The sequence below is a fragment of the Myxococcus sp. AS-1-15 genome (genome assembly GCF_020037055.1).
Taxonomy (GTDB): Bacteria; Myxococcota; Myxococcia; order Myxococcales; family Myxococcaceae; genus Myxococcus; species Myxococcus fulvus.
Window position 1 is genome coordinate 42,851 of the sequence record NZ_JAIQDF010000012.1, and the last position, 21,807, is coordinate 64,657.

Sequence of the window (21,807 nt, forward strand, 5' to 3'; positions counted from 1 at the left end):
CCTGGGTTGCTTGGCTTCCGAAAACGGGGTCGTGCTAGCCTTGGCGGCGATGTCAGGCGACGAAACGCGCGTCACCAAGATTTCCTCCCTGGATCTGCGCCCGGAGCGCAGCACCGAGTGCTGCCTCGTGCAGATCCACGGCCCGGAGCTCGGCAAGAAGTACCTTGTCGACGACTCCGAGCTGACCATTGGCCGGGACCAGCACAACCACATCGTGGTGGACCTGGACAACGTCTCCCGCCGGCACGCCCGCGTGCTGGGGCGGGGCGGGAAGATGCTGGTGGAGGATCTGGGCTCCACCAACGGCACCTACCTGAACGACCAGGAAGTGCTCCAGGCCCAGCCCTTGCGCAGCGGCGACCTCATCAAGGTCGGCGGCTCCATCTTCAAGTTCCTCGATGGCGACAACATCGAGACCCAGTACCACGAGACCATCTACACGCTGACCATCGCGGACGGCCTCACCGGCGTGAACAACAAGCGCTTCTTCCTCGAGTACCTCGAGCGGGAGATGGGGCGCTCCAGCCGGTACAAGGGCACGTTGTCGCTGATGATGTTCGACATCGACCACTTCAAGCAGATCAACGATGTCCACGGGCACCTGGCCGGGGACTACGTGCTGCGGGAGCTGGCCCAGTCCGTCAAGCGGCTGGTGCGCCGCGAGCAGTGCTTCGCGCGCTACGGCGGCGAGGAGTTCGCCGTGGTCATCCCCGAGGACGGGCCGGACAAGGCGCGCCTGTTCGCGGAGAAGATTCGCAAGCTCATCGCGGAGAAGGCGTTCGTCTACGACGAGAAGGAGATTCCGGTGACCATCTCCATCGGCGTGGCGGAGATGACCGGCGACATGACGGAGCCCACGCACTTCATCAAGGTCGCGGACGCCAACCTCTACAAGGCGAAGAAGACCGGCCGTAACAAGGTGGTGGGCTGAGCATGGCGCAGGCTGAGGCGGGGCCCTCGGTGCTCGCGCGGCTGGTGCTCGTGCTGCTCGGCTTGAGCTTCCTCGGTGCGGCCTGGGTGTGGAGCCACCGCTCGGAGCCCTGGGCGGGGCGGATGGTGGAGCGCGCCCGCCAGACGGTGGGCCGCTAGCCTCCGGAGCGGACGGCCTCCTCTCCCGAGGCCCCCTCCGTGACGGCGCGGTCCCGACTGAATCGACAGGACATGGAAGAGGCGCGCTCGTGTCCGGGCCGCCAGGGGTGTGTTGTCAGGAGTGGGCGACGCGGCCGTCGGCGGGCTCGGCGCCGGCCTGGGGCATCCCGAGGCAGCGCTTCGCCGCGAGAGCGGGGGGACCCACGATGCTGACGACGGAGCAGGACCTGGCGAGCCCGGTGCCCGCGCGGGCGGGACGGCGGGAGTGGACGGGGCTGGCGGTGCTCGTGCTGCCCACGCTGCTCATCTCGGTGGATGTGACGGTGCTGTACCTGGCCCTGCCGCAGCTCAGCTCCCAATTGGGCGCGAGCAGCACGCAGCAGCTGTGGATCATGGACATCTACGGCTTCATGCTCTCCGGGCTGCTCGTGACGATGGGCACGCTGGGGGACCGCATCGGCCGGCGCAAGCTGCTCTTGGTGGGCGCCGCGGGGTTCTGCGTGGCGTCGGTGGTGGCGGCGTACTCGCGAAGCCCGGAGATGCTCATCGCGGCGCGCGCGGCGCTGGGCATCGCGGGGGCCACGCTGATGCCCTCCACGCTGGCGCTCATCAGCAACATGTTCCAGGCGCCGGGCCAGCGCTCGGTGGCCATCGCCGTATGGCTCAACTGCTTCCTCATCGGCATGGTCATCGCGCCGTTGCTCGGGGGCTGGATGCTGGAGCACTTCTGGTGGGGCGCGGCGCTGCTGTTGGGCGTGCCGGTGATGGGGGTGCTGCTCCTGACGGCGCCCGTGCTGCTGCCCGAGTACCGGGATGCCTCGGCGGGGAGGCTGGAGCTGACGAGCGTGGTGCTGTCGCTCGCGGCCATCCTGCCGACCATCTACGGCATCAAGGAGCTGGCGCGGCACGGCTGGCAGGTGGAGGCCTTCGTCGCGTTGGTGGTGGGGCTGGGGATGGGCGTGGTGTTCGTGCGGCGGCAGCTGACGCTGGAGCACCCGCTGCTGGACCCGAGGCTGTTCGCCAATCGCGCGTTCAGCGCCACGCTGCTCATCCTGCTGCTGGTGGCCATCGTCACCGGCGGCATGGGGTTGCTGGTGCCGCTCTATCTCCAGATGGTGGCGGGGCGCACGCCGCTGGAGGCGGGGATGTGGATGGTGCCGCAGATGCTGGGGATGATGGTGGGCTCGTCGCTGGGGCCCTTCGTCGTGCGCCGCATGCGGCCGGGCTACGTCATGGCGGCGGGACTGGCGCTCTCCAGCGTGGGCTACCTGGTGATGTCCCAGGTGGACAGCGTGGGTGGGCCCGTCGTGCTGGTCATCGGCTCGGTCATCGTGACGATGGGACTCGCGCCCATGGCGGTGCTGGGGACGGACCTGGTGGTGGGCTCGGTGCCGCCAGAGAAGGCGGGCTCGGCCGCGTCCACGTCGGAGACGGCGAACGAGCTCGGTGTGGCGCTGGGCGTGGCCATCCTGGGCAGCTTCGCCACCGCCATCTACCGGCGGAACATGGCGGACGCGGTGCCGGCGGGAGTTCCGGACGGCGTGGCCGACAGCGTGCGAGAGAGCATCATCGGTGCCGTGACGTCGACCTCCGCGCTACCAGCGGGGCTGCGCGACGCGGTGCTCGCACCCGCGCGGGAGTCCTTCACGCAAGGCATCAACATCGCGGCGGGGCTGGGTGTGGTCGTCTTCGCGTCGCTCGCGGTGCTCGCGGCGGTGACGCTCAAGCACGTGCGCGCGGGACAGCACTGAGAGGGCAGGGGGCTCCGGGACCATTCCAGGGGAGCGCGTCTCATCTCGATGGCGCGAGCTGCTCGCGCAAGGACCCGGATGGATGCGCGAGGTGGGGCGCGTCTCATCTCGATGGCGCGAGCTGCTCGCGCAAGGACCCGGATGGATGCGTGAGGTGGGGCGCGCTCATCCCGATGGTGCGAGAGGCTCGCGCAAGGACCCGGATGGATGCGCGAGGCGGGCGTACCCACGAGGTGCGCTCTCGGGGCGGCATCACTCGCGCGCGTCGGTGCGGCTCACCCTGGGGGACGGTGCTTGAGCCGTGCACGGCCCCGGGTCTCGATACGGGCCCCGTGTCCCGGCCCATATCGAGTGTTGCTCAGGTCCCGTCGCGCAGCTCGCCGAGGCGACCCTTGGTGCCGGGCAGGCTTCCAGGAGGCAGCTTCGCGTAGATGTGCTTCACCGTGTCCGCGAGCGTCTCCTGCGCATCCCGCGCGCGGAAGCCCAGCTCGGCCTCCGCCTTGGCGGCGTCCAGCCAGAAGTAGTGCTCGCCAATCTCCACTTCCTGCGGGTCCAGCGGCGCGGGCGTGCCGCGCACCTTCGCCCAGCGCTCCAGCAGGTGGCCACCCAGGATGTTCACCTGCTTGGGCAGCTTGAGCCGGGGCGCCGCGACACCCGTGAGGCGCTCGAGACGGTGGAAGAACTCCGTCATCGTCATGTTCACGCCCATCAGGTGGCGGCCGTACACCTCACCCCGCGTGAGCGCCTGGAGGAACGCGTCCGCCGCGTCGCGCACGTCCACGAAGGACATGCCGCCACCCGGCATCGCCGGAATCTCCCGGTTGAGGAACTTCACCACCGTCCACGTGGACGACAGCCGGTCATCCCCGGGCCCCATCAGCAGGCTGGGGTTGAGCACCACGAGCGGAATCGCGTGCTTGCGGCAGTACTCCAGCGACAGCTTCTCTTCGTAAATCTTGGACAGGTAGTACGGCCAGCGCGCCACCACCGTGAGCGGGTAGTCGGCGGACTCGTCGAGCACCGCCTCCTCCTTCGACACCGCCGTGGTGCCGGAGGTGGACGCGAGCACCACGCGCTTCACGCCCGCCTCGCGCACGTCACGCAGGAGCTCCCGCGTGCTGTCCACGTGCAGTTCGAACATCTTGCGCGCGTCCTTCGGCTGGAAGGAGACGAGCCCGGCCAGGTGGTACAGGCCCTCCACGCCGTCGAGCGCGCGGCGCACCGCGTCCCGGTCCTTCAGGTCCCCCGCGACGTACTCGGTGCCCTCGTAGGCCGGCCCCGTCGGACGCGAGCGCCCGATGAGGCGCACCGTGTGCCCGGCCGCCACCAGCTTCGGCACCAGATGCGCGCCGAGGAACCCCGTGCCTCCCGTCACCAGCAGCTTCACGAGTTCTTCCCTCCCGGCGCGTCATGCGCGGGCATGACCTGCACGTCCACCGAAGGAGGCGCGTCCAGGTGCAGCACCCGTCCGTCGCGCAGCTCCCGCACCGCGTCCTCGGCGATGCGCGTGGCGTAGCGGTAGCTCTCCGAGCGCGCCATGCCCTGCGTGCGCGCGCGCAGCGCCTCGTGGCCCAGCGCGGGACCGATGCTCACCTTCAGGTCCTTCGACTTGGGGAACACGCTGCCCTTGGGCAGGGCGTCGAACGCCCCGTGGATGTACAGCGGCAGCACGTCCACCCGGTACGTCAGCGCCAGGTAGCCCAGCGTGGACTTGAACTCCTGCAGCTCGCCGGTGGGCGAGCGCGTGCCCTCCGGGAAGATGAGGACGTTGAAGCCCTGGCGCAGCGCCTCGCCGGCCTGACGCAGCGACTCGCGCAGCGAGCCATGGCGTTCAATCGGCACCAGGTTGGTGAAGTTCTCGAACCAGGCGCGCTTGAGCGGCGTGTCGAAGAAGTAGTCGCGCGCGGCCAGCGACACCAGCCGGTCTCCCTGCTCCTCCAGCACCACCCGCACCAGGCCCGCGTCCAGGTGGCTGGCGTGGTTGGCGATGACCAGGAAGTTGCGGTTCATCGGGATGAAGGGACGGCCCGTCACCTTCACGTCGAACACGCCGCCGTAGAGCACCTTCTGCCCGAAGGAGAGCAGCTGCCGGCCCACGTCCGCGACGACGTCCGGCACCGGAATCTCCACCTCCTCCGCCTTCGCGTTCTGCTTGGAGATGTCCTTCGCCCGCGTCTCCGCCGAAGGGCGCTTCCCGGAGGCCACCACCAGCTTGCGCAGGTCCTCCACCGTCTGCACCTGCGTCAAATCATCGATGGCCGGCAGCGGCACTCCCGCCGCCTCCAAGGCGGAGGACAGCTCCGTGAGCATCAGCGAGTCGAAGCCCAGCTCGCCCGTCAGCTGCGTCTCCGGCCGCACGCTCGACACCGGCTTGTGGCTCACCTCGGCGATGAGCGGGAAGAGCCAGTCGGCCACGCCGCCCGTCGTCGTCGTCGCGGCGGATACCTTCTCGCGCGCCTTGGTGGCCGAGGCCGCCATGCGCTCCAGCCGCTGCAGCTCCTCCACCACCAGCTTGCGCTTCACCTTGCGCGTGGAGGTGCGCGGCAGCTCGCCATCCCAGAAGCGCAGCACCTTCGCGCGACGGTAGAAGGGCATGCCCGCGCCCGTCTTGCGGAAGTGCTCCTCCAGCTCGCGGCGCACCTCCTCGCGGGGACGGTCGCCGTAGTCCGGCACGCACAGACACGCCACCTTCTCGCCGCCCGCCTCGTCGGGCAGGCCGACGACGGACAGCTCCTTGATGTGCGGGTGCTCCTGGTACAGCTCCTCGAGCTCGTCCGGGTAGATGTTCTTCCCGTTGTGGTCGATGATGACGTCCTTGGCGCGGCCCACCAGGTACAGCCGCCCCTCGGCGTCCAGCCGGCCCAGGTCTCCGGTGTGCAGCCAGCCCTCCTTGAGGACGGCCTCCGTCGCCTCGCGGTCCCCGAAGTAGCCCGCCATCACGTTGGGGCCCTTGGCCAGCACCTCGCCGATGCCGTCGTTGTCCGGGTTGAGGATTCTCACCTCGACGCCTGTGAGCGGCTTGCCCACCGATCCCGGCGTGCGCTTGTTGCCCGGGTTCGCCACCGCGAGCACCGGCGCCGCCTCCGTCAGGCCGTAGCCCTCCGTGATGTTGAAGCCCAGCTCGTGGAAGGCCTTGTGGACCTCCTCGGGCAGCGCCGAGCCGCCGGACACCAGCACCTTGATGCGACCGCCGAACTTGCGGTGCACCGGCCAGAACAGGAGCTTGCCCAGGTTGATGTCCGCCCGGTTCCGCAGCTCGCCGTGCGTGGCCATCATCGCCTTGATGGCCTGCTCGACGATGGGCGGGCGGCTGGCGAACTCCTGCGTCATCTTGCGGTGCAGGAGCTGCCACAGGGCCGGCACGCCAATCATCGCGCTGATGCGGCCCGTCTCGAAGACCTCGCCCAGCCGGTCCGACGTCAGCTCGTCGATGTACGTGATTTCCGCGCCGCGCGAGAACGGGGTGAGGAAGCCCGCGGAGAACTCGAAGGTGTGGTGCAGGGGCAGCACCGACAGCACGCCGTCGCCCACGCCCACGTCGAACACGCCCGCGAGCTTCGCCACCAGCGAGGCGAAGTTGCGGTGCGTGAGCATCACGCCCTTGGGCGTGCCCGTCGTGCCGGACGTGAAGATGAGGCTCGCCAGGTCATCCGCCGAGGCCGACTTGCGCACCGTGCCGATGCGGTCGTCCTTGGCCGCCGGGTCGCCCGTCATCGCCTGCGCCAGGCTCGCGATGAGGACCGAGTCTCCCAGCGCGCCGAACAGGCCGGGGAAGTCTCGCGCCGCGTCCTCGGACATGAGGCACACCTTCGCCTCCGCCCGCTTCGCGATGTTGATGACCTCCGCCTCGCTCAGGCCCGGGTCCACCGGGACCATGGTGGCGCCCGCGCGGAGGATGCCGAAGAAGCACGTGCCCCACTCGGGCCGGTTCTCCGACACCAGCAGCACCCGGTCTCCCGCCTTCACGCCCGAGCTGAGCAGGAAGCTGCCCACGCGCGCCGCGTAGCGGTGCACCTCCCCGAAGGTGAAGCGCTCCTCCTTCTCGCCCGACACCATGCGGAAGGCCACCCGGTGACGGTACGCGTGCACCGTCGCCTCGAACATCTCCAGCAAATCTCTGTGCGCGGGGATGACGGTGCGCTTCTCGCGCTCCTCCTCCAGGCCGGGGAACACCCACTTCTCCAGGCCCGGCAGGTGCGTCTCCATGAAGTACGCGCGCCAGTCGATGTGCTCCGGGTCCCAGGGAATCTTCAGCCGGTCCGCGTGCGCCATGCGCTCGTAGACGGAGCGCGTGTTGTCGCAGCGGAAGACGTAGCGGTTCTCGTAGAGGAAGGGGAGGAACAGCTCCGTCATCGCGATGAGGCTCGCGTTGCCGTCCACCACCCCGTCGAGCGACACCTTCGCCTTGTCCAGCATGGCCTGCACGGCGGGCGCGCCCCAGGCGGGCCGCACCTCGTCGATGGCCTTCTTCAGGAACTTCGCGCCGCGCACCAGCATGGGCGCGCTGAACAGCTCGAACTCCAGCTTGCTCACCGGCTGCGGCTCCAGCCTGGAGCGCAGCGAGTTGAGCACCGCGTTGCCCGACTCGCGGTTGCGGTAGTAGCGCCGGCGGTACAGGCCCACCAGCTCCACCGAGCGGCTGGCGTAGAACGGATTCACGTCGCCGGACGCGAGCTGGTACACGCGCCGCTCCTCCACCTGGATGGAGTGCGCGGTGATGCCGAGCGTCGCCCCCGCCACCTGGTCCACCGGGATGATGTCCAGGATGGTGTTCTCACCGGCGGGGATGCCGCCCGGGCCCTTGATGCCGGCGAAGGCCAGCGGCGCGGACGTGGTGAAGCCCTCGTTCCAGCCGGGGAAGGGGAAGTGCCGCGCGCTCTCCACGATGGAGGGCCGGACAATCGCGTAGCGCAGGCCCGGCGTGGCGGCGATGACCTGCTCGCCCAGGGACTTCGTGTACGTGTACGTGTTGGGCCAGCCCCAGTGCGCCGCGCGCTCCATGCCCGCGCGCACCAGCTCGCCGCTCAGCCACAGCTTGCGCTCGCGGCCCACGGCCAGGCGCAGCGTCTTCTCGTCGTTGACGTCGCGGCCCTCCTCGGCGAGCCGGTCCAGCGCCTTCTTGCGGAAGGTGGACGTCAGCGCGCGGTCATCGGCCTGCTCGCGCAGCCGCGCGACGATGCGCTCCGCGTCCTTCAGCTCCTGCTCCAGGCTGAAGTCGCGCCCGTCCAGCTCGTCCTTCTTCGGGAAGTAGCCGCGCACCTCCTCGTCCTCGAAGACGAGCCCGTTGCGGTTGCCCGCCACGAAGGAGGTGGACATGTGGATGAGCGGCACGCCCCAGCGCAGCGCCAGCTCCACCGCGTACTTCACGCCGTGGGTGTTGACGTTGAGGCCGACCTCCAGCGACGGGTTGAAGGACACCAGGCCCGCGCAGTTGACGAAGGCGTGCACCTGGCCCGTCAGCTCCGCCACCCGCGACTCCTCCATCCCCACCCAGGGGTCGGTGATGTCGCCGTCGATGACCTCGCACTTCTTGCGCAGGAACTCGAGCGCGCCCTCCTCGCCGTAGGTGTCGCGTAGCGGCTGGAAGGGCTCGCTCGTCGCCACCTTGTCGAAGAAGCGCCGCTCGGCGGAGGCCGCGCTGCCCTTGCGGACGAGCACGTACACCCGCTCCAGCTCCTGCCCGTAGCGGTGCAGCAGCATGGACAGCGTCACCTTGCCCACGAAGCCCGTGGCACCGGCGAAGAGCAGGCGCTTGCCGGTGAAGACCTGGGAGACGTTCAGCTCGGGAAGCGGTGACATGGCCGTCCTCACTTCACGTCCACCATCACCGTGGGGGCGATGCGAAGCAGGCTGATGGTGGCCGAGCGGCCCATGAAGCCGCGCGCCTCTTCAATGGCCTCGGTGAGCGTGTCGGTGCGGTCCCAGCCGAGCAGCGCCGGGACGTGGTTGTTCTCCGCGCCCGCGACGATGACCTTGCCCACGTGCTGGCGGCCGTTCTCGCCCCAGTACCACATGTAGAACGGGTGCACGCCGTGGTAGGCGTTGTTCTTGCGGTACAGGTGCACGTAGCTGGGGTTCTCCGCGAACTCCTTCTCGTACTTGTGCTCCAGCTTCATCGAGTCGCGCGTCTCCGGCAAAAGCCGGTGGAAGAACTCGATGTAGCTGGGGTGGTGCTCGGGGTCGAACTCGTCGTAGGCCGGATGCAGCAGGATGAGCACGCCGCCCTTCTTCACCAGCGGCACGCCGCGGTTGAGGTTGAAGAAGTAGCCCAGCCCCATCACCTGCACGAGCAGCGGGTTGAGGATGGAGTTGACGCTGTACGGGGAGATGAACGGGATGGGGAAGATGACGATGTCGCTCTGCCCCTCCACCGGCACCGAGTACTGCTTCCAGCTGGTCTCCAGCGTCTTCTGGTGCGCGGGCTCCGTCGCCCCGGCGTACACACCCGTGACGTCATAGGGCGCGGGGATGGCGTTGAGCACCTTGCGCGCCGCCGCGCGCGGCATCTTGGACAGCGCGTAGCGCATGGCCTGGAACTTCAGCCGGTCGCCCTCGGTGTAGTCCTCCTCGCGCTTGGCCAGGAAGTCCACGGGCGCGCCGAACATGCGGTTGTTCAGCGTGGTCTCGATGTGGAAGACCTTCAGGTGCTTGTCGATGTTGCGCCCGATGCGCTCGTTGCTGCGATAGAGCGCGCTGGTCTTCGGCTCCATGTAGCTGTCCGACGCCCGGATGGTCTTCGGGTTGTGGTGGTGCCTGAGCGACGCGTAGTTGGACACGCCGGTGCCCATGGACTTGTGCCCGCCGTTCATGGGCACGAAGTTCACGTTCACGTAGACGATGAGGTCGCTCTCCGCGACGCGGCGGTTGACGGAGACCTCCTCGCCGTGCGCCGTGCGCTCGAGCGCCACGATGCCGTCCGGGTCCTCCGCGTCGTGGTTGTAGTAGCGGTCCGGGTAGTAGGCGTCGAAGATCTTCTCGCCCACCATCCGCTTCATCTCCCCCTCCGTCATGCGGCGGTGGAGCGCGTTGGCGATGACCAGGTGCACGTCGTCCACGCCGCTGTCCGCGGCCAATTCCAGGACGATCTCCAGGATGGACTGGCGCACGTCCGGGGTCACCATGGGCGGCAGGGGCACGCTGATGTCGTCGATGACGCACGTCAGGCGCATGCCCGGCTTGAGCAGCGCGTGCAGCGGCTCCATGCCCTCCGGGTGGTTGATGGCCCAGCGGATGGCGGCCTTCACGTTGGGCACGCCCGCCATGGGCGGACGGGGGAAGATGACCCGGGTGCCCACGGGCAGGTCTTCCTGGAGGAAACCCTCACCGTAGAACAGGGCGCGCGGGGGGCTGCCCTTCTCGGTGATGACGACCTGGCTTTCCTCGTCGTACAGCTTCTGGAGCGTCTTGAACGGGCGCATGGCGGGCAGGGGGCTACTTGAGGTCGAGGATGGGCCAGTTGTAGGCGCGCGCGATGGAGCGCAGCCGCAGGTCCGGGTTCACCGCGGTGGGACGTCCCACCACCGCGAGCATCGCGTAGTCAGAGGCGCTGTCGGAGTAGCCGTGGCACTTGTCCAGGGTCAGGCCCTCCTTGGTGCAGTAGGCGCGGATGGAGTTCGCCTTGTTGGCGCCCTCGATGATGGGCGGAATCACCTTGCCGGTGGCCTTGCCGCCCACGAACTGCATCTTGTTGGCGATCAGGTCATCGGCGCCCAGGTGCCGGGCGAGCGGACGCATGGTGAAGTCCAGCGCCCCGGTGACGAGCACGACCTTGCAGCCGCTGCGGCGCGCCTGGTCGATGAGGTCCTGGGTCTGCTCGAAGAGCGCCGGCTTGAGCACGTCCTCGAACATGTCCTCCGCGATGGTGACGAGCCGGTCCTCGCTCAACCCCGCGTAGTACCGGTAGAAGAACTCGTTGAACGTCTTGCGGTCCAGCGCGTCCATGACGCCGAAGAGCGGTACGCTCATCGCGGTGCTCAGCGTCCTGCCCGCGATGCCGAGCACGGAGCCCCGGTTCATCGCGTAGTACGCGTAGACGTGGACGACGTTCGTCTTCACGAGCGTCCCGTCGACATCGAAAAATGCGGCTTTCGAGGGCATGTGGCAGCGCAGCTTCCTGACACTCCAAGGGGGGGTAGGTCAACGAAACGAGGGGGCCGGGGGGCGGCAAGCCCCGACCCTGCTAGCACGGCTAGAGCCAGCCATGCTCGCGGTACCACTCGGCGCTGCGGCGCACCGCGTCCTCCACCCCCCTTCGGGGACGGAAGCCCAGCAGCCGCTCGGCCTTCGCGCCCGAGCAGGTCCAGGCCGGGGCGAGCAGCTGCCGCGCCATCTTCCGGCTCAGGGGCAGCTTGCGGCCCGTCACGCGCGACACGCCGTCCGCCGCCGACGCGAGGGTGGTGAGCAGCCAGGGGCTCACGCGCACCGTGCGGGGTGACAGCCCCAGCGCCCGGGCCCCCAGGTCCTGCACCGACTCCAGGGAGAGGGGTTCGCCGGGACCCGCGCAGAAGAAGGCCTCGCCCACCGCGCGCGGGTGCTCGGCCTGGAGGATGAGCGCGTCGACCACGTCCTCCACGTCCACCATGGTGAGGGGGCGGGGCCCTCCGGCCAGCTCCAGCCGGATGCCCTTCGTCGCCAGCCGGAAGAAGGCCAGGTTCTCGCGGTCCCACGGCCCCAGGATGCGCGGCGGCCGGGACACCGTCACCGGCAGCCGGTCCCCATAGGAGAAGGCGATGCGCTCCGCCTCCGCCTTGCTCTCGCCGTACCACTCGTAGGGCCGGAAGGGGTCCTCCTCCACATGGGGACGGGTGGGGGAGGAGGGGCCCATGGCGGCCAGCGAGCCCACGAGCACCAGCCGGGGGCGGCTCCCGGAGGCCACCATGGCCTCGCACAACAGGCGGGTGCCCTCGGCGTTGACGCGCATGAAGTCCTCGCGTGTCGCGCCGCGGCGAACACCGGCCAGATGGAAGACGACGTCCTGTCCCTCCACCGCCGGGCCGAGCGAGGCCCCCTGTGTCACGTCCCCCTCCACGCGGGTGTGGGGGATGCCCTCCAGGCCCGAGGCATCCGAGCCTCGCCTGAGGAGGCACGTCACCTTGTCACCCCGCGCGGCGAGGGCGCGGGTCAGCCAGATTCCGAGGAAGCCACCAGCTCCGGTGATGAGGGCACGCATGGGCATGGGCGTTTCATCCGAAAAAGTACACCTCGTCCGCAAGGGGTTTTCCCATCCGGGCCCGTTCGAGCGCCCGGGGGACGACGAATCGCGCGGAGGCCGGATGGTCGGGCCCTGGCGGCGACGAAGGGGGGCCGCTCCCGAGCAGGAATGCACCCTGGCGCGGTGGCCGTCCGGGCGCATTTTTCGCGTCCGTGAGGTTCGCCCCCGAGGGAAAACGTGCTGCGGAGCCGGTTTCTCGGGCATGAAACGCGTTGCGTAGGGCGTTTCCCGAGGGAAAAACGCAGGAGAGGGCTGTTTTTCGGGCTTGGGCGTGCTACCTACGCCCCACCGGCACTGGCTTAAAATCAAGCGAGGCCGCACAACGTCCCCTTCGGAGGGGAGGAGACTCAAGACGAATGGCTGCCAAGAAAGCTGCTGCGAAGAAGGCTCCCGCCGCCAAGAAGGCTGCTGCTGCCCCGAAGCGTAAGCCGAACGCGTCGTTCATGAAGGAGATGACTCCTTCCGCCGCCCTGGCCGAGATCGTCGGCAACAAGCCGCTGCCGCGCACCGAGGTCGTCAAGAAGCTCTGGGCGTACATCAAGAAGAACAACCTCCAGGACGCGAAGAACAAGCGGCAGATCAACGCCGACGACAAGCTCAAGCCCATCTTCGGCGGCAAGAAGAACGTCACCATGTTCGAGATGACCTCGCTGGTGAACAAGCAGCTGAGCTGAACCCGACGCCGGCCCGCCCGGCGGCTGCATCTCGAGGGCTCTCCGGTGGATTCCGGTGAGCCCTCTGCTTTTGTGGCGCGAGGCTCGTGGGAATCCGGGCCCTTGGAGCGTTGGCTGGAGGTCGGAAGCCGCTCTGGGTGCTGGCGCGGCGCGCGACGGCGCCCTACCTCTGGGCCCCATGCTCCGCGACGGATTGGAAGAAGAGGGGACGGCTCCCACGGGCTCGTCGGGTGCCACCTTGAGCGCCGAGGCCCTGGCCGAGGGCCTGTTCAAGCGGGTGAAGGACGCGCTGGTCGAGCGCCCCCGGACGCCGCTGTCCACCTACCGGGTGCAGCTGCATCAGGGCTTCACCTTCCAGCAGGCGCGCGACGTGGTGCCGTTCCTGCGCCGCCTGGGCATCAGTGACTTGTACGCGTCCCCCTACCTCAAGGCGACGCCGGGCAGCACCCACGGCTACGACTGCGTGGACCACCAGCACCTCAACCCGGAGGTGGGCTCCACCGAGGACCACCAGGCCCTGTGCGCCACGCTGCAGGAGCACGGCCTGGGGCAGGTGCTGGACGTGGTGCCCAACCACATGGGCATCGAGCGCGGCAACCCGCTCTGGTTCGACGTGCTGGAGAACGGCCCGTCCTCCGTCTACGCCAAGTACTTCGACATCGACTGGTCGCCGGTGAAGGAGGAGCTGCGCGACAAGGTGCTGCTGCCGATACTCGGCGACCAGTACGGCGTGGTGCTGGAGAAGGGCGAGCTGAAGCTGTCCTTCCGCGACGGCGCCTTCTTCGTGAACTACTACGACCACCTGCTGCCGCTGGCGCCCCGGCAATACGGGCGCGTGCTGCGCCACGGGCTGGAGCGGCTGGAGGCGAAGCTGGGCGCGGAGTCCGAGCCCATGGTGGAGCTGCTCTCCATCCTCACCGCCATCGAGCACCTGCCGCTGCGCACGGAGGTGGAGCGCCCCCGCGTCGTGGAGCGCCACCGCGAGAAGGAGGTCATCAAGCGCCGGCTCGCCGCGGTGGTGGAGAAGAGCCCGGAGGTCGCCGCGTACATCGAGGACAACATCCGCGTCTTCAACGGCGAGCCGGGCAACCCGCGCTCGTTCGACCTGTTGGACCGGGTGCTGGCCTCGTGCAGCTACCGGCTGGCGCACTGGCGGGTGGCGGGGGAGGAGATCAACTACCGGCGCTTCTTCGACATCAACGGGCTGGCGGCCATCCGCGTGGAGGACCCGGAGGTGTTCCAGGAGGCGCACGCGCTGGTGTTCCGCTGGCTGCGCGACGGCTGCGTCACCGGGCTGCGCATCGACCATCCGGACGGCCTGTTCGACCCGACGGCGTACTTCCTGGACCTGCAGGAGCGCTACTTCGTGGAGCGCGCGCACGCGGTGTTCCTCCAGGACCTGGCCGGGGACGACACGCGCTGGCCGGGCGTGGAGGCGGCGCTCAGGGAGCGCTGGCGCGCGGAGGTGACGCAGTCTCCGGACAGCGTCCTGCGCAAGGCGCTGTACGTGGTGGTGGAGAAGATTCAGGGCGGCCGCGAGCGCATTCCGGAGGCGTGGGCGGTGCACGGCACCACCGGCTACCGCTTCGCCAACGCGGTGAGCGGCGTGTTCGTGCACCCCGCGGCCGAGCCGCACCTGACGGAGACGTACGAGCGGCTCACCGGGGAGAAGGGCGACTTCGCCGAGCTGGTCTACCAGAAGAAGCTGCTCATCATGCGCGTGTCCATGGCGAGTGAGATCAACGTGCTGGCGCACGAGCTCAACCGCATCTCGGAGATGAGCCGCAGGACGCGCGACTTCACGCTCAACTCGCTCAGGCGCGCGCTGGTGGAGTTCATCGCGCTGTTCCCCGTGTACCGCACGTACGTGGACGGCTGGCGGCCGGGGCTGGACGCGCGCGACGTGCAGTACGTGGAGTGGACCATCCAGCGCGCCAAGGAGCGCAACGCCACCACCAACGCGTCCATCTTCGACTTCCTGCGCGACATCCTCCTGCGCCAGTACCCGCCCCAGTCCGACGAGCGCGAGCGCGCCGTCATGCTGCGCTTCGCCATGAAGCTGCAGCAGGTGACGGGCCCCGTCATGGCCAAGGGCCTGGAGGACACCGTCTTCTACATCTACAACCGGCTGGTGAGCCTCAACGAGGTGGGCGGGGAGCCCGAGCGCTTCGGCACGCGCACCACCACCTTCCACCTGCGCAACCAGGAGCGCGCCGAGCACTGGCCCGCGAGCCAGCTCACCACCAGCACCCACGACACCAAGCGCAGCGAGGACGTGCGCGCGCGCATCAACGTGCTGACGGAGCTGCCCGAGGAGTGGCGCAAGCTCGCGCGCCGCTGGCTGCGGCTGACGGAGAAGTTCGCGCAGGCCCTGCCGTCCGGCGCGGCCCCCAGCGCCAACGACGTGTACCTGTTCCTGCAGACGCTCGTGGGCGCCTGGCCCATGGGGGAGGCGCTGTCGCCCGAGGCCCGGGCCGACTTCCACCGCCGGATGCGCGAGTACATGTCCAAGGCCATCAAGGAGGCCAAGGTCCGCACCTCGTGGACCAACCCGGACGGCGCCTACGACGACGCGGTGGCGGCCTTCGTGGACGCGTGCTTCGACGAGGAGAAGGGCGGGGGCTTCCTGGAGGAGGTGCGCGTCTTCAAGCGCCGCATCGAGCGCGCCGGGCAGCACAACGCCCTGGGGCAGCTGGTCCTCAAGCTCGCGTCGCCCGGCGTGGTGGACACGTACCAGGGCTGCGAGCTGTGGGATTTGTCCCTGGTGGACCCGGACAACCGGCGGCCGGTGGACTTCACCTTGCGCTCACGGCTCCTGGAGGAGCTGGACGCGCAGGCGCGAGAGGACGCGCCCGGGCTGTGCTCGCGGCTGGTGGCGGGCCTGGATGACGGGCGGGCCAAGCTCTTCCTCCTGGCCCATGGGCTGCGGCTGCGCCAGCGTCAGCAGGACCTGTTCCGGCGGGGCGGCTACCGGGCGCTGGAGCTGTCCGGGCCCCGCGCCCAGGCGGCGGTGGCCTTCGCGCGCGAGCTGGACGACGCGGGCGTGGTGGTGTGCGCGCCGCGTTACGTGCTGGAGGCCCTGGAGTCGCCCCAGGGGCTCTCCGGCGCCTATGCCGACACGTTCCTGGACCTTCCCGAGGCATATGCGGGCATGATGTTCCGCGATGTCTTCACCGGGCGACAGGTGCGGCCCGAGCGTGGTGCGGGTGGCGTGGTGCTGCCCCTCGCGCCGCTCCTGGAGCGGTTCCCGGTGGTGCTGCTGGAGAGGAGCACGGGATGAGGAGGGCCGAGGTGCTTCCAGGGAAGCCGTTCCCCCTGGGCGCCACGTATGACGGGCACGGGGTCAACTTCGCGGTGTTCAGCGAGCACGCGAAGAAGGTGGAGGTCTGCCTCTACGACGCACAGGAGCCCACGCGCGAGACGCGCCGCTTCCCGCTCCTGGAGACCACGCACCAGGTGTTCCACGGGTACGTGCCCGACCTGAAGCCGGGCACGCTGTACGGCCTGCGCGTGCACGGGCCGTTCGAGCCCAAGAAGGGCTTCCGCTTCAATCCGCACAAGCTGCTGGTGGACCCCTATGCCCGCGCCATCCACGGGCAGGTGGACTACCGCGCGCCCATCTATGGCCACGTCCAGGGCGGCAAGGACGAGGACCTGGTCCAGGACAAGCAGGACGACGCCGCGGGCGTGCCCAAGGCCGTGGTGCTCGAGGACACGTTCGACTGGGAGGGGGACACCCACCCGCGCGTGCCGTGGCACCAGACCGTCCTGTACGAGCTGCACGTCAAGGGCTTCACGAAGCTCAACCCCCGCGTGCCGGAGGCCCTGCGCGGCACCTACGCGGGCCTGGGACACCCGGCCACCCTCGAGCACCTGAAGAAGGTGGGCGTCACCGCGGTGGAGCTCCTGCCCATCCACCACATCGTCGACGAGCCGTTCCTCGTCGAGCGCGGACTCACCAACTACTGGGGCTACAGCACGCTGGGCTACTTCGCGCCGGACGCGCGCTACAGCGCCCCGGGCGGCCCGGGCTCCCAGGTGGACGAGTTCAAGGGGATGGTGAAGGCGCTGCACAAGGCGGGCATCGAGGTCATCCTCGACGTCGTCTACAACCACACCTGCGAGGGCAACCAGCTGGGGCCCACGCTGTCCTTCAAGGGCCTGGACAACGGCGCGTACTACCGGCTGACGGAGAAGGACCCGCGCTACTACCTGGACGTCACCGGCACGGGCAACTCGTGGAACGCCACGCATCCGTACGCGCTGAAGCTGGTGGCCGACAGCCTGCGCTACTGGGTGGAAGAGATGCACGTGGACGGGTTCCGCTTCGACCTGGCCACCACGCTGGGGCGCGACCGGCACGGCTACGACACCCGCGCGGCCTTCTTCCAGATCGTCCACCAGGACCCGGTGCTCAGCCGGGTGAAGCTCATCTCCGAGCCGTGGGACGTGGGCGACTTCGGCTACCAGGTGGGCAACTTCCCCGTCTTGTGGAGCGAGTGGAACGGCAAGTACCGCGACACCATCCGACGGTACTGGAAGGGCGATGACCGGCAGGCGGCGGAGATCGGCTACCGGCTCACGGGCAGCTCGGACCTGTACGCGCTGTCGGGCCGCAAGCCCTCCGCGAGCGTCAACTTCGTCACCGCGCACGACGGCTTCACGCTGCACGACCTGGTCACCTACAACGACAAGCACAACGAGGCCAACGGCGAGGACAACCGCGACGGCGGCAACGACAACCACTCCTGGAACTGCGGCGTGGAGGGCGAGACGGGCGACGTCAAAATCAACGCCCTGCGCGAGCAGCAGAAGCGCAACTTCCTGGCCACGCTCTTCCTGTCCCAGGGCGTGCCCATGCTGGTGGCCGGCGACGAGATGGGCCGCACCCAGAAGGGCAACAACAACGCCTACTGCCAGGACAACGCCCTGTCCTGGGTGAACTGGGAGCTCGACGACACCCAGCGCGCGCTGCTGGACTTCACCTGCCGGCTGACGCGCCTGCGCCGCGAGCAGCCCGTGCTGCGCAAGCGCCGCTTCTTCCGCGGCGCCCACATGTGGGACAGCGAGCTGAAGGACCTGGCGTGGTTCCGGCCGGACGGCAAGGAGATGCGCAAGGACGACTGGGAGAAGCCCTATGTGCGTTCGCTCGCCATCCTCCTGGGCGGGGACGCCATCGCCGCGCCGGACGACGAGGGCAACCGGATTGTCGGTGACACGCTGTTGGTGCTGATGAACGCCCACCACGAGCCCATCAGCTTCCTGCTGCCGGCGCTCGAGTGGGGCGCGGACTGGGAGCAGGTGGTGGACACATCCACGTCGGAGGAGTCCCAGCACGCCCACACACCGGCGGGTGGCAAGGTGCAGGTCGCGGGGCGTTCGTTGATGGTGCTGCGCCGGCCGTCGACGGAGTAGCGCCGCGGGCGGGGACGGTGGGCCGGGCCTCCAGGTGGGGGCCTGGGCGGTTACACGGAAGTGTCGACGCCCGGACGCGCCGCCGCTAGGGTGCGCCCGCCGTTCCTGAAACAGGATTCATACGTGAATACGCAAGTCGCGCTCTGGGTGGGCTTCAACCTCTTCGTCCTGGCGATGCTCGCCGTGGACCTCGGGCTGTTCCACCGCAAGGACCACGCGGTGACGCCCAAGGAAGCGGGCATCTGGACGCTGGTATGGATCACCATCAGCCTGACGTTCTGCGGAGGCATCTGGTACTTCTCCGGCAGCACGCCCGCGCTCCAGTGGGTGACGGCGTATGTCGTGGAGTACTCGCTCTCCGTCGACAACCTGTTCGTCTTCCTGCTGGTGTTCAGCTACTTCCGGGTGGCGCCCGAGCACCAGCACCGGGTGCTGTTCTGGGGAATCCTGGGCGCGTTCGTCATGCGCGCGGTGCTCATCATTGCCGGCACGGCGCTGGTGTCGCGCTTCCACTGGCTCATCTACCTGTTCGGCGCCTTCCTGGTCTTCACCGCGCTGAAGATGCTCTTCTCCAAGGACGAGGAGATCGACCCGGAGCAGCAGGGCATCGTCAAGCTCGCGCGCCGGGTGCTGCCGGTGGCCCGCATGGGCGAAGGCAGCCGCTTCTTCGTCACCGAGGACGGCCGGCGCAAGGTGACGCCGCTGTTCATCGTGCTGCTGGTGGTGGAGGCCACGGATCTGCTCTTCGCCCTGGACTCCATCCCCGCGGTGCTGGGCATCAGCCAGGACGCGTTCATCGTCTACACGTCCAACGTGTGCGCGATTCTCGGCCTGCGCTCGCTGTTCTTCGTCGTGGCCAGCCTGATGGAGAAGTTCCACCTGCTGAAGCTGGGGCTGAGCGCCATCCTGGCCTTCGTGGGCGTGAAGATGCTCATCACGTTCTTCGACATCCACATCCACATCGGCCTGTCGCTGGGCGTGATTGGCGGCATCCTCCTGCTGGCCATCATCGCCTCGCTCATCTGGCCCAAGAGCCCGGAGCCCGGTCAGGACCGGGAGAGCGCCAAGACCTGAGCCCGGGGGCGGGGGGGCGCCGGGGTTTTGCTTGCAACCCGGGGGCCTTGCCTTCAAATGTGGAGGCATGTCTTCCAGCGCCACCACTGATGGCATCAAAATCACCGTGAAGCCGGCCTACTGGCCCGAGCGCAGCTCGCCCGAGTCGGGGCAGTACGCGTTCATGTACACGGTGGAAATCGTCAACGAGGGGGAGGCGCCCGCGCAGCTCAAGGCGCGGCACTGGGTCATCACGGATGCCTCCGGGAAGGTGGAGGAGGTGAAGGGGGAGGGCGTGGTGGGCCGCCAGCCCCGCGTGGCCCCGGGCGAGCGCTTCGAGTACACGAGCTGGGCGATGCTGCGCACGCCCTTCGGGACGATGCGCGGCAGCTACGACATGGAGCGCCCGGACGGCTCGCACTTCGATGCGCGCATCGCCGAGTTCGCCCTCACGCTGCCCAACGCCCTGCACTGATGAACACGCCCGCGAACAAGCGAGGGTTGCTGCTCGTCAACCTGGGCACGCCGGACGCGCCCCACAGCGGGCCGGTGCGGCGCTACCTGCGCGAGTTCCTGAGCGACCCGCGCGTGGTGGACATCCACCCGGTGGGGCGCTGGATGCTGCTCAACCTCATCATCCTGCCCACGCGCCCGGCCAAGAGCGCGGAGGCGTACCGCAAGGTGTGGATGCCGGAGGGCTCGCCGCTGCTCGTGTACAGCCGGGCGCTGGAGGTGGCGGTGCGCGAGAAGCTGGGCCACGAGTACGACGTGGCGCTGGCCATGCGCTACGGCAGCCCGTCCATCCCCGACACGGTGGCGGCCATGCGCGCGCGCGGCGTGTCGGACTTCACGGTGCTGCCGCTGTACCCGCAGGAGGCCACGTCCTCGTCGGCGTCGTCGCTGGCGCGCGTGTACGAGGTGCTCTCCAGCGGCTGGGACGTGCCCAACGTGCGCGCGGTTCCGGCCTTCCACGGGCACCCGTCGTTCCTGGACGCCTTCGCGGAGGTCGCGCGGCCGGTGATTGCCGAGGCCCGCGCGGACCACGTGCTCTTCAGCTATCACGGCGTGCCGGAGCGGCACGTGCGCAAGACGGACACGTCGGGCCAGCACTGCTTCGCGTCCGCAGGGTGCTGCGACGCGCTCACGGACGCCAACCGGCACTGCTACCGCGCCCAGTGCTTCGCCACCACGCGGGGGATTGTCGAGCGGCTGGGACTTCCCCAGGGCGGCTTCAGCGTGTCCTTCCAGTCTCGGCTGGGGCGCACGCCGTGGGTGAAGCCCTACACGGACCTGGTGCTGCCGGAGCTGGCGAAGCAGGGCGTGAAGCGGCTGGCGGTGATGTGCCCGTCCTTCGTCGCCGACTGCCTGGAGACGCTGGAGGAGGTGGGCATGCGCGCCCGCGAGCAGTTCGTCGAGGCGGGGGGCGAGTCGTTGACGCTCGTCCCCTCGCTCAACGCCCACCCGACGTGGGTGGACGCGGTGGTGCGGATGGTGCGCGAGTCCGACGGCGCGGCTACTGCTGGGGCTTCGCCGTGGCCGCGGGGGGCGCCGACTCCCGCGCGGTGAGCTTGAGCTTCACCGTGCCGGGCGGCACCTGCAGGGCGTTGGCGGGAAAGGGCCCGCGCGAGGACGACGCGATGGTGCCCTCCCACGTGCGCCACCGGCCGGCCTTCACCAGGAACTCACCCTTGCCGGTGATGCGCACCTCGGCGCTGGCGTCCGTGGTGGGAGGGCCGGCGGACTCGTCGGCGGGCTCGGCGTCCTCCTCGGCCGGGTCGTCCGCGCGCGCGGGCACCGCGGGCGGGGCGCGGCGGCTGGTCACCTTGCCGGAGAGCTGCTCGAGCAGGTCGTACTCCAGCGTGGCCACCTGGTCGTCGCCCTCCTGGGTGAGCGCGGTGAGCTTCACGCGGTTGCGGCGCTCCGTCTTGGTGGTGGTGAACAGGGGACCCAGCGCGTCGTGCGTGAGCAGCTCCGTGCCCAGCGCCCAGGTGTCGTTGGGGCCCACGGGCGCGAGCGGCAGCTCCAGCACCAGCGCGGCGATGTTGCGGTTGATGCCCTGGAGGCCGTCGAGCACGAAGCCGCGCTCGCTCAGCGCGCCCGTGTCCTCGGTGGTGTCCTTGCCCTCGGGGAGCACGCGCAGGCGGTAGTCGCCGGAGTTGGTGCGCTCCAGCACGTAGGTGAAGCCGGTGGGGAAGGACGCGGCGGGGGCGGCGGCGCGCGGGGGAGCAGGCTCCTCCTTGCCCTTGCCCTTCTTGCCCTTGGCGGGCGTCTCCTCGGCGGCCTCCTGCGGCGCGGGGGCGGCGCCGGAGCGCTCCAGGTCCAGGTGGTAGGTGACGGGGGCGCTCGCGGCGAGCTTCCAGCGGAGGGTGACCTTGGACGGGTCCACCGGAGGCTGGGCGGCGGCGGTGGGCGCGGCTCCCGGGGCGGGGGCGTCCTTCAGGCCCGGAGGACGAGGAATGGGCTCGAGCTGGCCTCGGGGTTCTTCCTTGCAGGCGGACAACGACAGGGCGACGACCAGTCCGAACAGGCTTCGCATCACGCGGGGACGCTCCTCTGGGAGTACACGCGGGATATCGGAGCCCCACCCCTCATTCAAGTCCGTCACCCGGCCGCG

The 21,807-nt window shown here is 69.3% G+C and carries 15 protein-coding genes; 9 read left to right on the forward strand and 6 right to left on the reverse strand.

Features of this window, described 5'->3' with window-relative positions:
• The first annotated feature begins 49 nt into the window (after positions 1-49).
• The 3 genes from K8625_RS28655 to K8625_RS28665 all read left to right on the forward strand — a co-directional run bounded on the left by K8625_RS28655 (position 50) and on the right by K8625_RS28665 (position 2,840).
• Positions 50-931 carry a GGDEF domain-containing protein gene (locus K8625_RS28655; protein ID WP_046711675.1) on the forward strand — a complete coding sequence of 294 codons (882 nt, stop codon included), beginning with the start codon at positions 50-52 and terminating at the stop codon, positions 929-931.
• A gap of 2 nt (positions 932-933) precedes the next feature.
• Positions 934-1,089 carry a hypothetical protein gene (locus K8625_RS28660; RefSeq protein ID WP_194869235.1) on the forward strand — a complete coding sequence of 52 codons (156 nt, stop codon included), beginning with the start codon at positions 934-936 and terminating at the stop codon, positions 1,087-1,089.
• 206 nt (positions 1,090-1,295) lie between these two features.
• Positions 1,296-2,840: an MFS transporter gene (locus K8625_RS28665; RefSeq protein ID WP_223784484.1), complete on the forward strand. Its 1,545-nt coding sequence runs from the start codon at positions 1,296-1,298 to the stop codon at positions 2,838-2,840.
• Between the two features lie 358 nt (positions 2,841-3,198).
• Here the strand turns inward: K8625_RS28665 and K8625_RS28670 are convergent, their stop codons facing one another.
• The 5 genes from K8625_RS28670 to K8625_RS28690 form a co-directional block, all read right to left on the reverse strand.
• Positions 3,199-4,227, reverse strand: a complete 1,029-nt coding sequence (locus K8625_RS28670; protein ID WP_223747812.1) for an NAD-dependent epimerase/dehydratase family protein — start codon at positions 4,225-4,227, stop codon at positions 3,199-3,201.
• The gene (locus K8625_RS28675; RefSeq protein WP_223784485.1) at positions 4,224-8,639 is read right to left on the reverse strand and encodes an AMP-binding protein; all 4,416 of its coding nucleotides are present in this window, start codon (positions 8,637-8,639) and stop codon (positions 4,224-4,226) included. Before K8625_RS28675 ends, K8625_RS28670 begins: the two co-directional genes overlap by 4 nt.
• Positions 8,640-8,647: 8 nt before the next feature.
• Entirely contained in the window at positions 8,648-10,258 is a 1,611-nt protein-coding gene (locus K8625_RS28680) for a lactate racemase domain-containing protein (protein ID WP_223747814.1), read from the reverse strand.
• Between the two features lie 13 nt (positions 10,259-10,271).
• Positions 10,272-10,937, reverse strand: a complete 666-nt coding sequence (locus K8625_RS28685; protein WP_046711679.1) for an HAD family phosphatase — start codon at positions 10,935-10,937, stop codon at positions 10,272-10,274.
• 91 nt (positions 10,938-11,028) lie between these two features.
• Positions 11,029-12,009 carry an NAD(P)-dependent oxidoreductase gene (locus K8625_RS28690; RefSeq protein WP_223748024.1) on the reverse strand — a complete coding sequence of 327 codons (981 nt, stop codon included), beginning with the start codon at positions 12,007-12,009 and terminating at the stop codon, positions 11,029-11,031.
• Positions 12,010-12,407: 398 nt separating this feature from the next.
• On the opposite strand from K8625_RS28690, the gene K8625_RS28695 reads away from it, so the two are divergent.
• From K8625_RS28695 to hemH, 6 genes are all read left to right on the forward strand, one after another.
• Positions 12,408-12,725, forward strand: a complete 318-nt coding sequence (locus K8625_RS28695) for an SWIB/MDM2 domain-containing protein (RefSeq protein ID WP_223747815.1) — start codon at positions 12,408-12,410, stop codon at positions 12,723-12,725.
• Between the two features lie 178 nt (positions 12,726-12,903).
• On the forward strand, positions 12,904-16,005 hold the full coding sequence (gene treY, locus K8625_RS28700) for a malto-oligosyltrehalose synthase (RefSeq protein ID WP_223784486.1): 3,102 nt from the start codon (positions 12,904-12,906) through the stop codon (positions 16,003-16,005).
• A complete protein-coding gene (gene glgX, locus K8625_RS28705; protein ID WP_223747817.1) occupies positions 16,002-18,140 on the forward strand; it encodes a glycogen debranching protein GlgX in 2,139 nt (712 codons plus the stop codon). The genes treY and glgX overlap by 4 nt, the downstream gene beginning before the upstream one ends.
• 123 nt (positions 18,141-18,263) lie before the next feature.
• Positions 18,264-19,214 carry a TerC family protein gene (locus K8625_RS28710; protein ID WP_223747818.1) on the forward strand — a complete coding sequence of 317 codons (951 nt, stop codon included), beginning with the start codon at positions 18,264-18,266 and terminating at the stop codon, positions 19,212-19,214.
• 67 nt (positions 19,215-19,281) lie between these two features.
• On the forward strand, positions 19,282-19,668 hold the full coding sequence (gene apaG, locus K8625_RS28715) for a Co2+/Mg2+ efflux protein ApaG (RefSeq protein ID WP_223747819.1): 387 nt from the start codon (positions 19,282-19,284) through the stop codon (positions 19,666-19,668).
• Positions 19,668-20,759, forward strand: coding sequence for a ferrochelatase (hemH, locus tag K8625_RS28720; RefSeq protein ID WP_223747820.1), 1,092 nt, complete (start codon positions 19,668-19,670; stop codon positions 20,757-20,759). The genes apaG and hemH overlap by 1 nt, the downstream gene beginning before the upstream one ends.
• On the opposite strand, the gene K8625_RS28725 is transcribed toward hemH, so the two are convergent.
• A complete protein-coding gene (locus tag K8625_RS28725; protein WP_223784487.1) occupies positions 20,707-21,729 on the reverse strand; it encodes a hypothetical protein in 1,023 nt (340 codons plus the stop codon). The two genes, hemH and K8625_RS28725, sit on opposite strands and share 53 nt — an antisense overlap.
• Positions 21,730-21,807: the final 78 nt, after the last annotated feature.

Coding starts and splice junctions, on each gene's coding strand:
- K8625_RS28655 (WP_046711675.1), top strand. CDS start 50: ATGTCAGGCGACGAAACGCGCGTCACCAAGATTTCCTCCCTGGATCTG.
- K8625_RS28660 (WP_194869235.1), top strand. CDS start 934: ATGGCGCAGGCTGAGGCGGGGCCCTCGGTGCTCGCGCGGCTGGTGCTC.
- K8625_RS28665 (WP_223784484.1), top strand. CDS start 1,296: ATGCTGACGACGGAGCAGGACCTGGCGAGCCCGGTGCCCGCGCGGGCG.
- K8625_RS28675 (WP_223784485.1), bottom strand. CDS start 8,639: ATGTCACCGCTTCCCGAGCTGAACGTCTCCCAGGTCTTCACCGGCAAG.
- K8625_RS28680 (WP_223747814.1), bottom strand. CDS start 10,258: ATGCGCCCGTTCAAGACGCTCCAGAAGCTGTACGACGAGGAAAGCCAG.
- K8625_RS28685 (WP_046711679.1), bottom strand. CDS start 10,937: ATGCCCTCGAAAGCCGCATTTTTCGATGTCGACGGGACGCTCGTGAAG.
- K8625_RS28690 (WP_223748024.1), bottom strand. CDS start 12,009: ATGCGTGCCCTCATCACCGGAGCTGGTGGCTTCCTCGGAATCTGGCTG.
- K8625_RS28695 (WP_223747815.1), top strand. CDS start 12,408: ATGGCTGCCAAGAAAGCTGCTGCGAAGAAGGCTCCCGCCGCCAAGAAG.
- treY (WP_223784486.1), top strand. CDS start 12,904: ATGCTCCGCGACGGATTGGAAGAAGAGGGGACGGCTCCCACGGGCTCG.
- glgX (WP_223747817.1), top strand. CDS start 16,002: ATGAGGAGGGCCGAGGTGCTTCCAGGGAAGCCGTTCCCCCTGGGCGCC.
- apaG (WP_223747819.1), top strand. CDS start 19,282: ATGTCTTCCAGCGCCACCACTGATGGCATCAAAATCACCGTGAAGCCG.
- hemH (WP_223747820.1), top strand. CDS start 19,668: ATGAACACGCCCGCGAACAAGCGAGGGTTGCTGCTCGTCAACCTGGGC.
- K8625_RS28725 (WP_223784487.1), bottom strand. CDS start 21,729: ATGCGAAGCCTGTTCGGACTGGTCGTCGCCCTGTCGTTGTCCGCCTGC.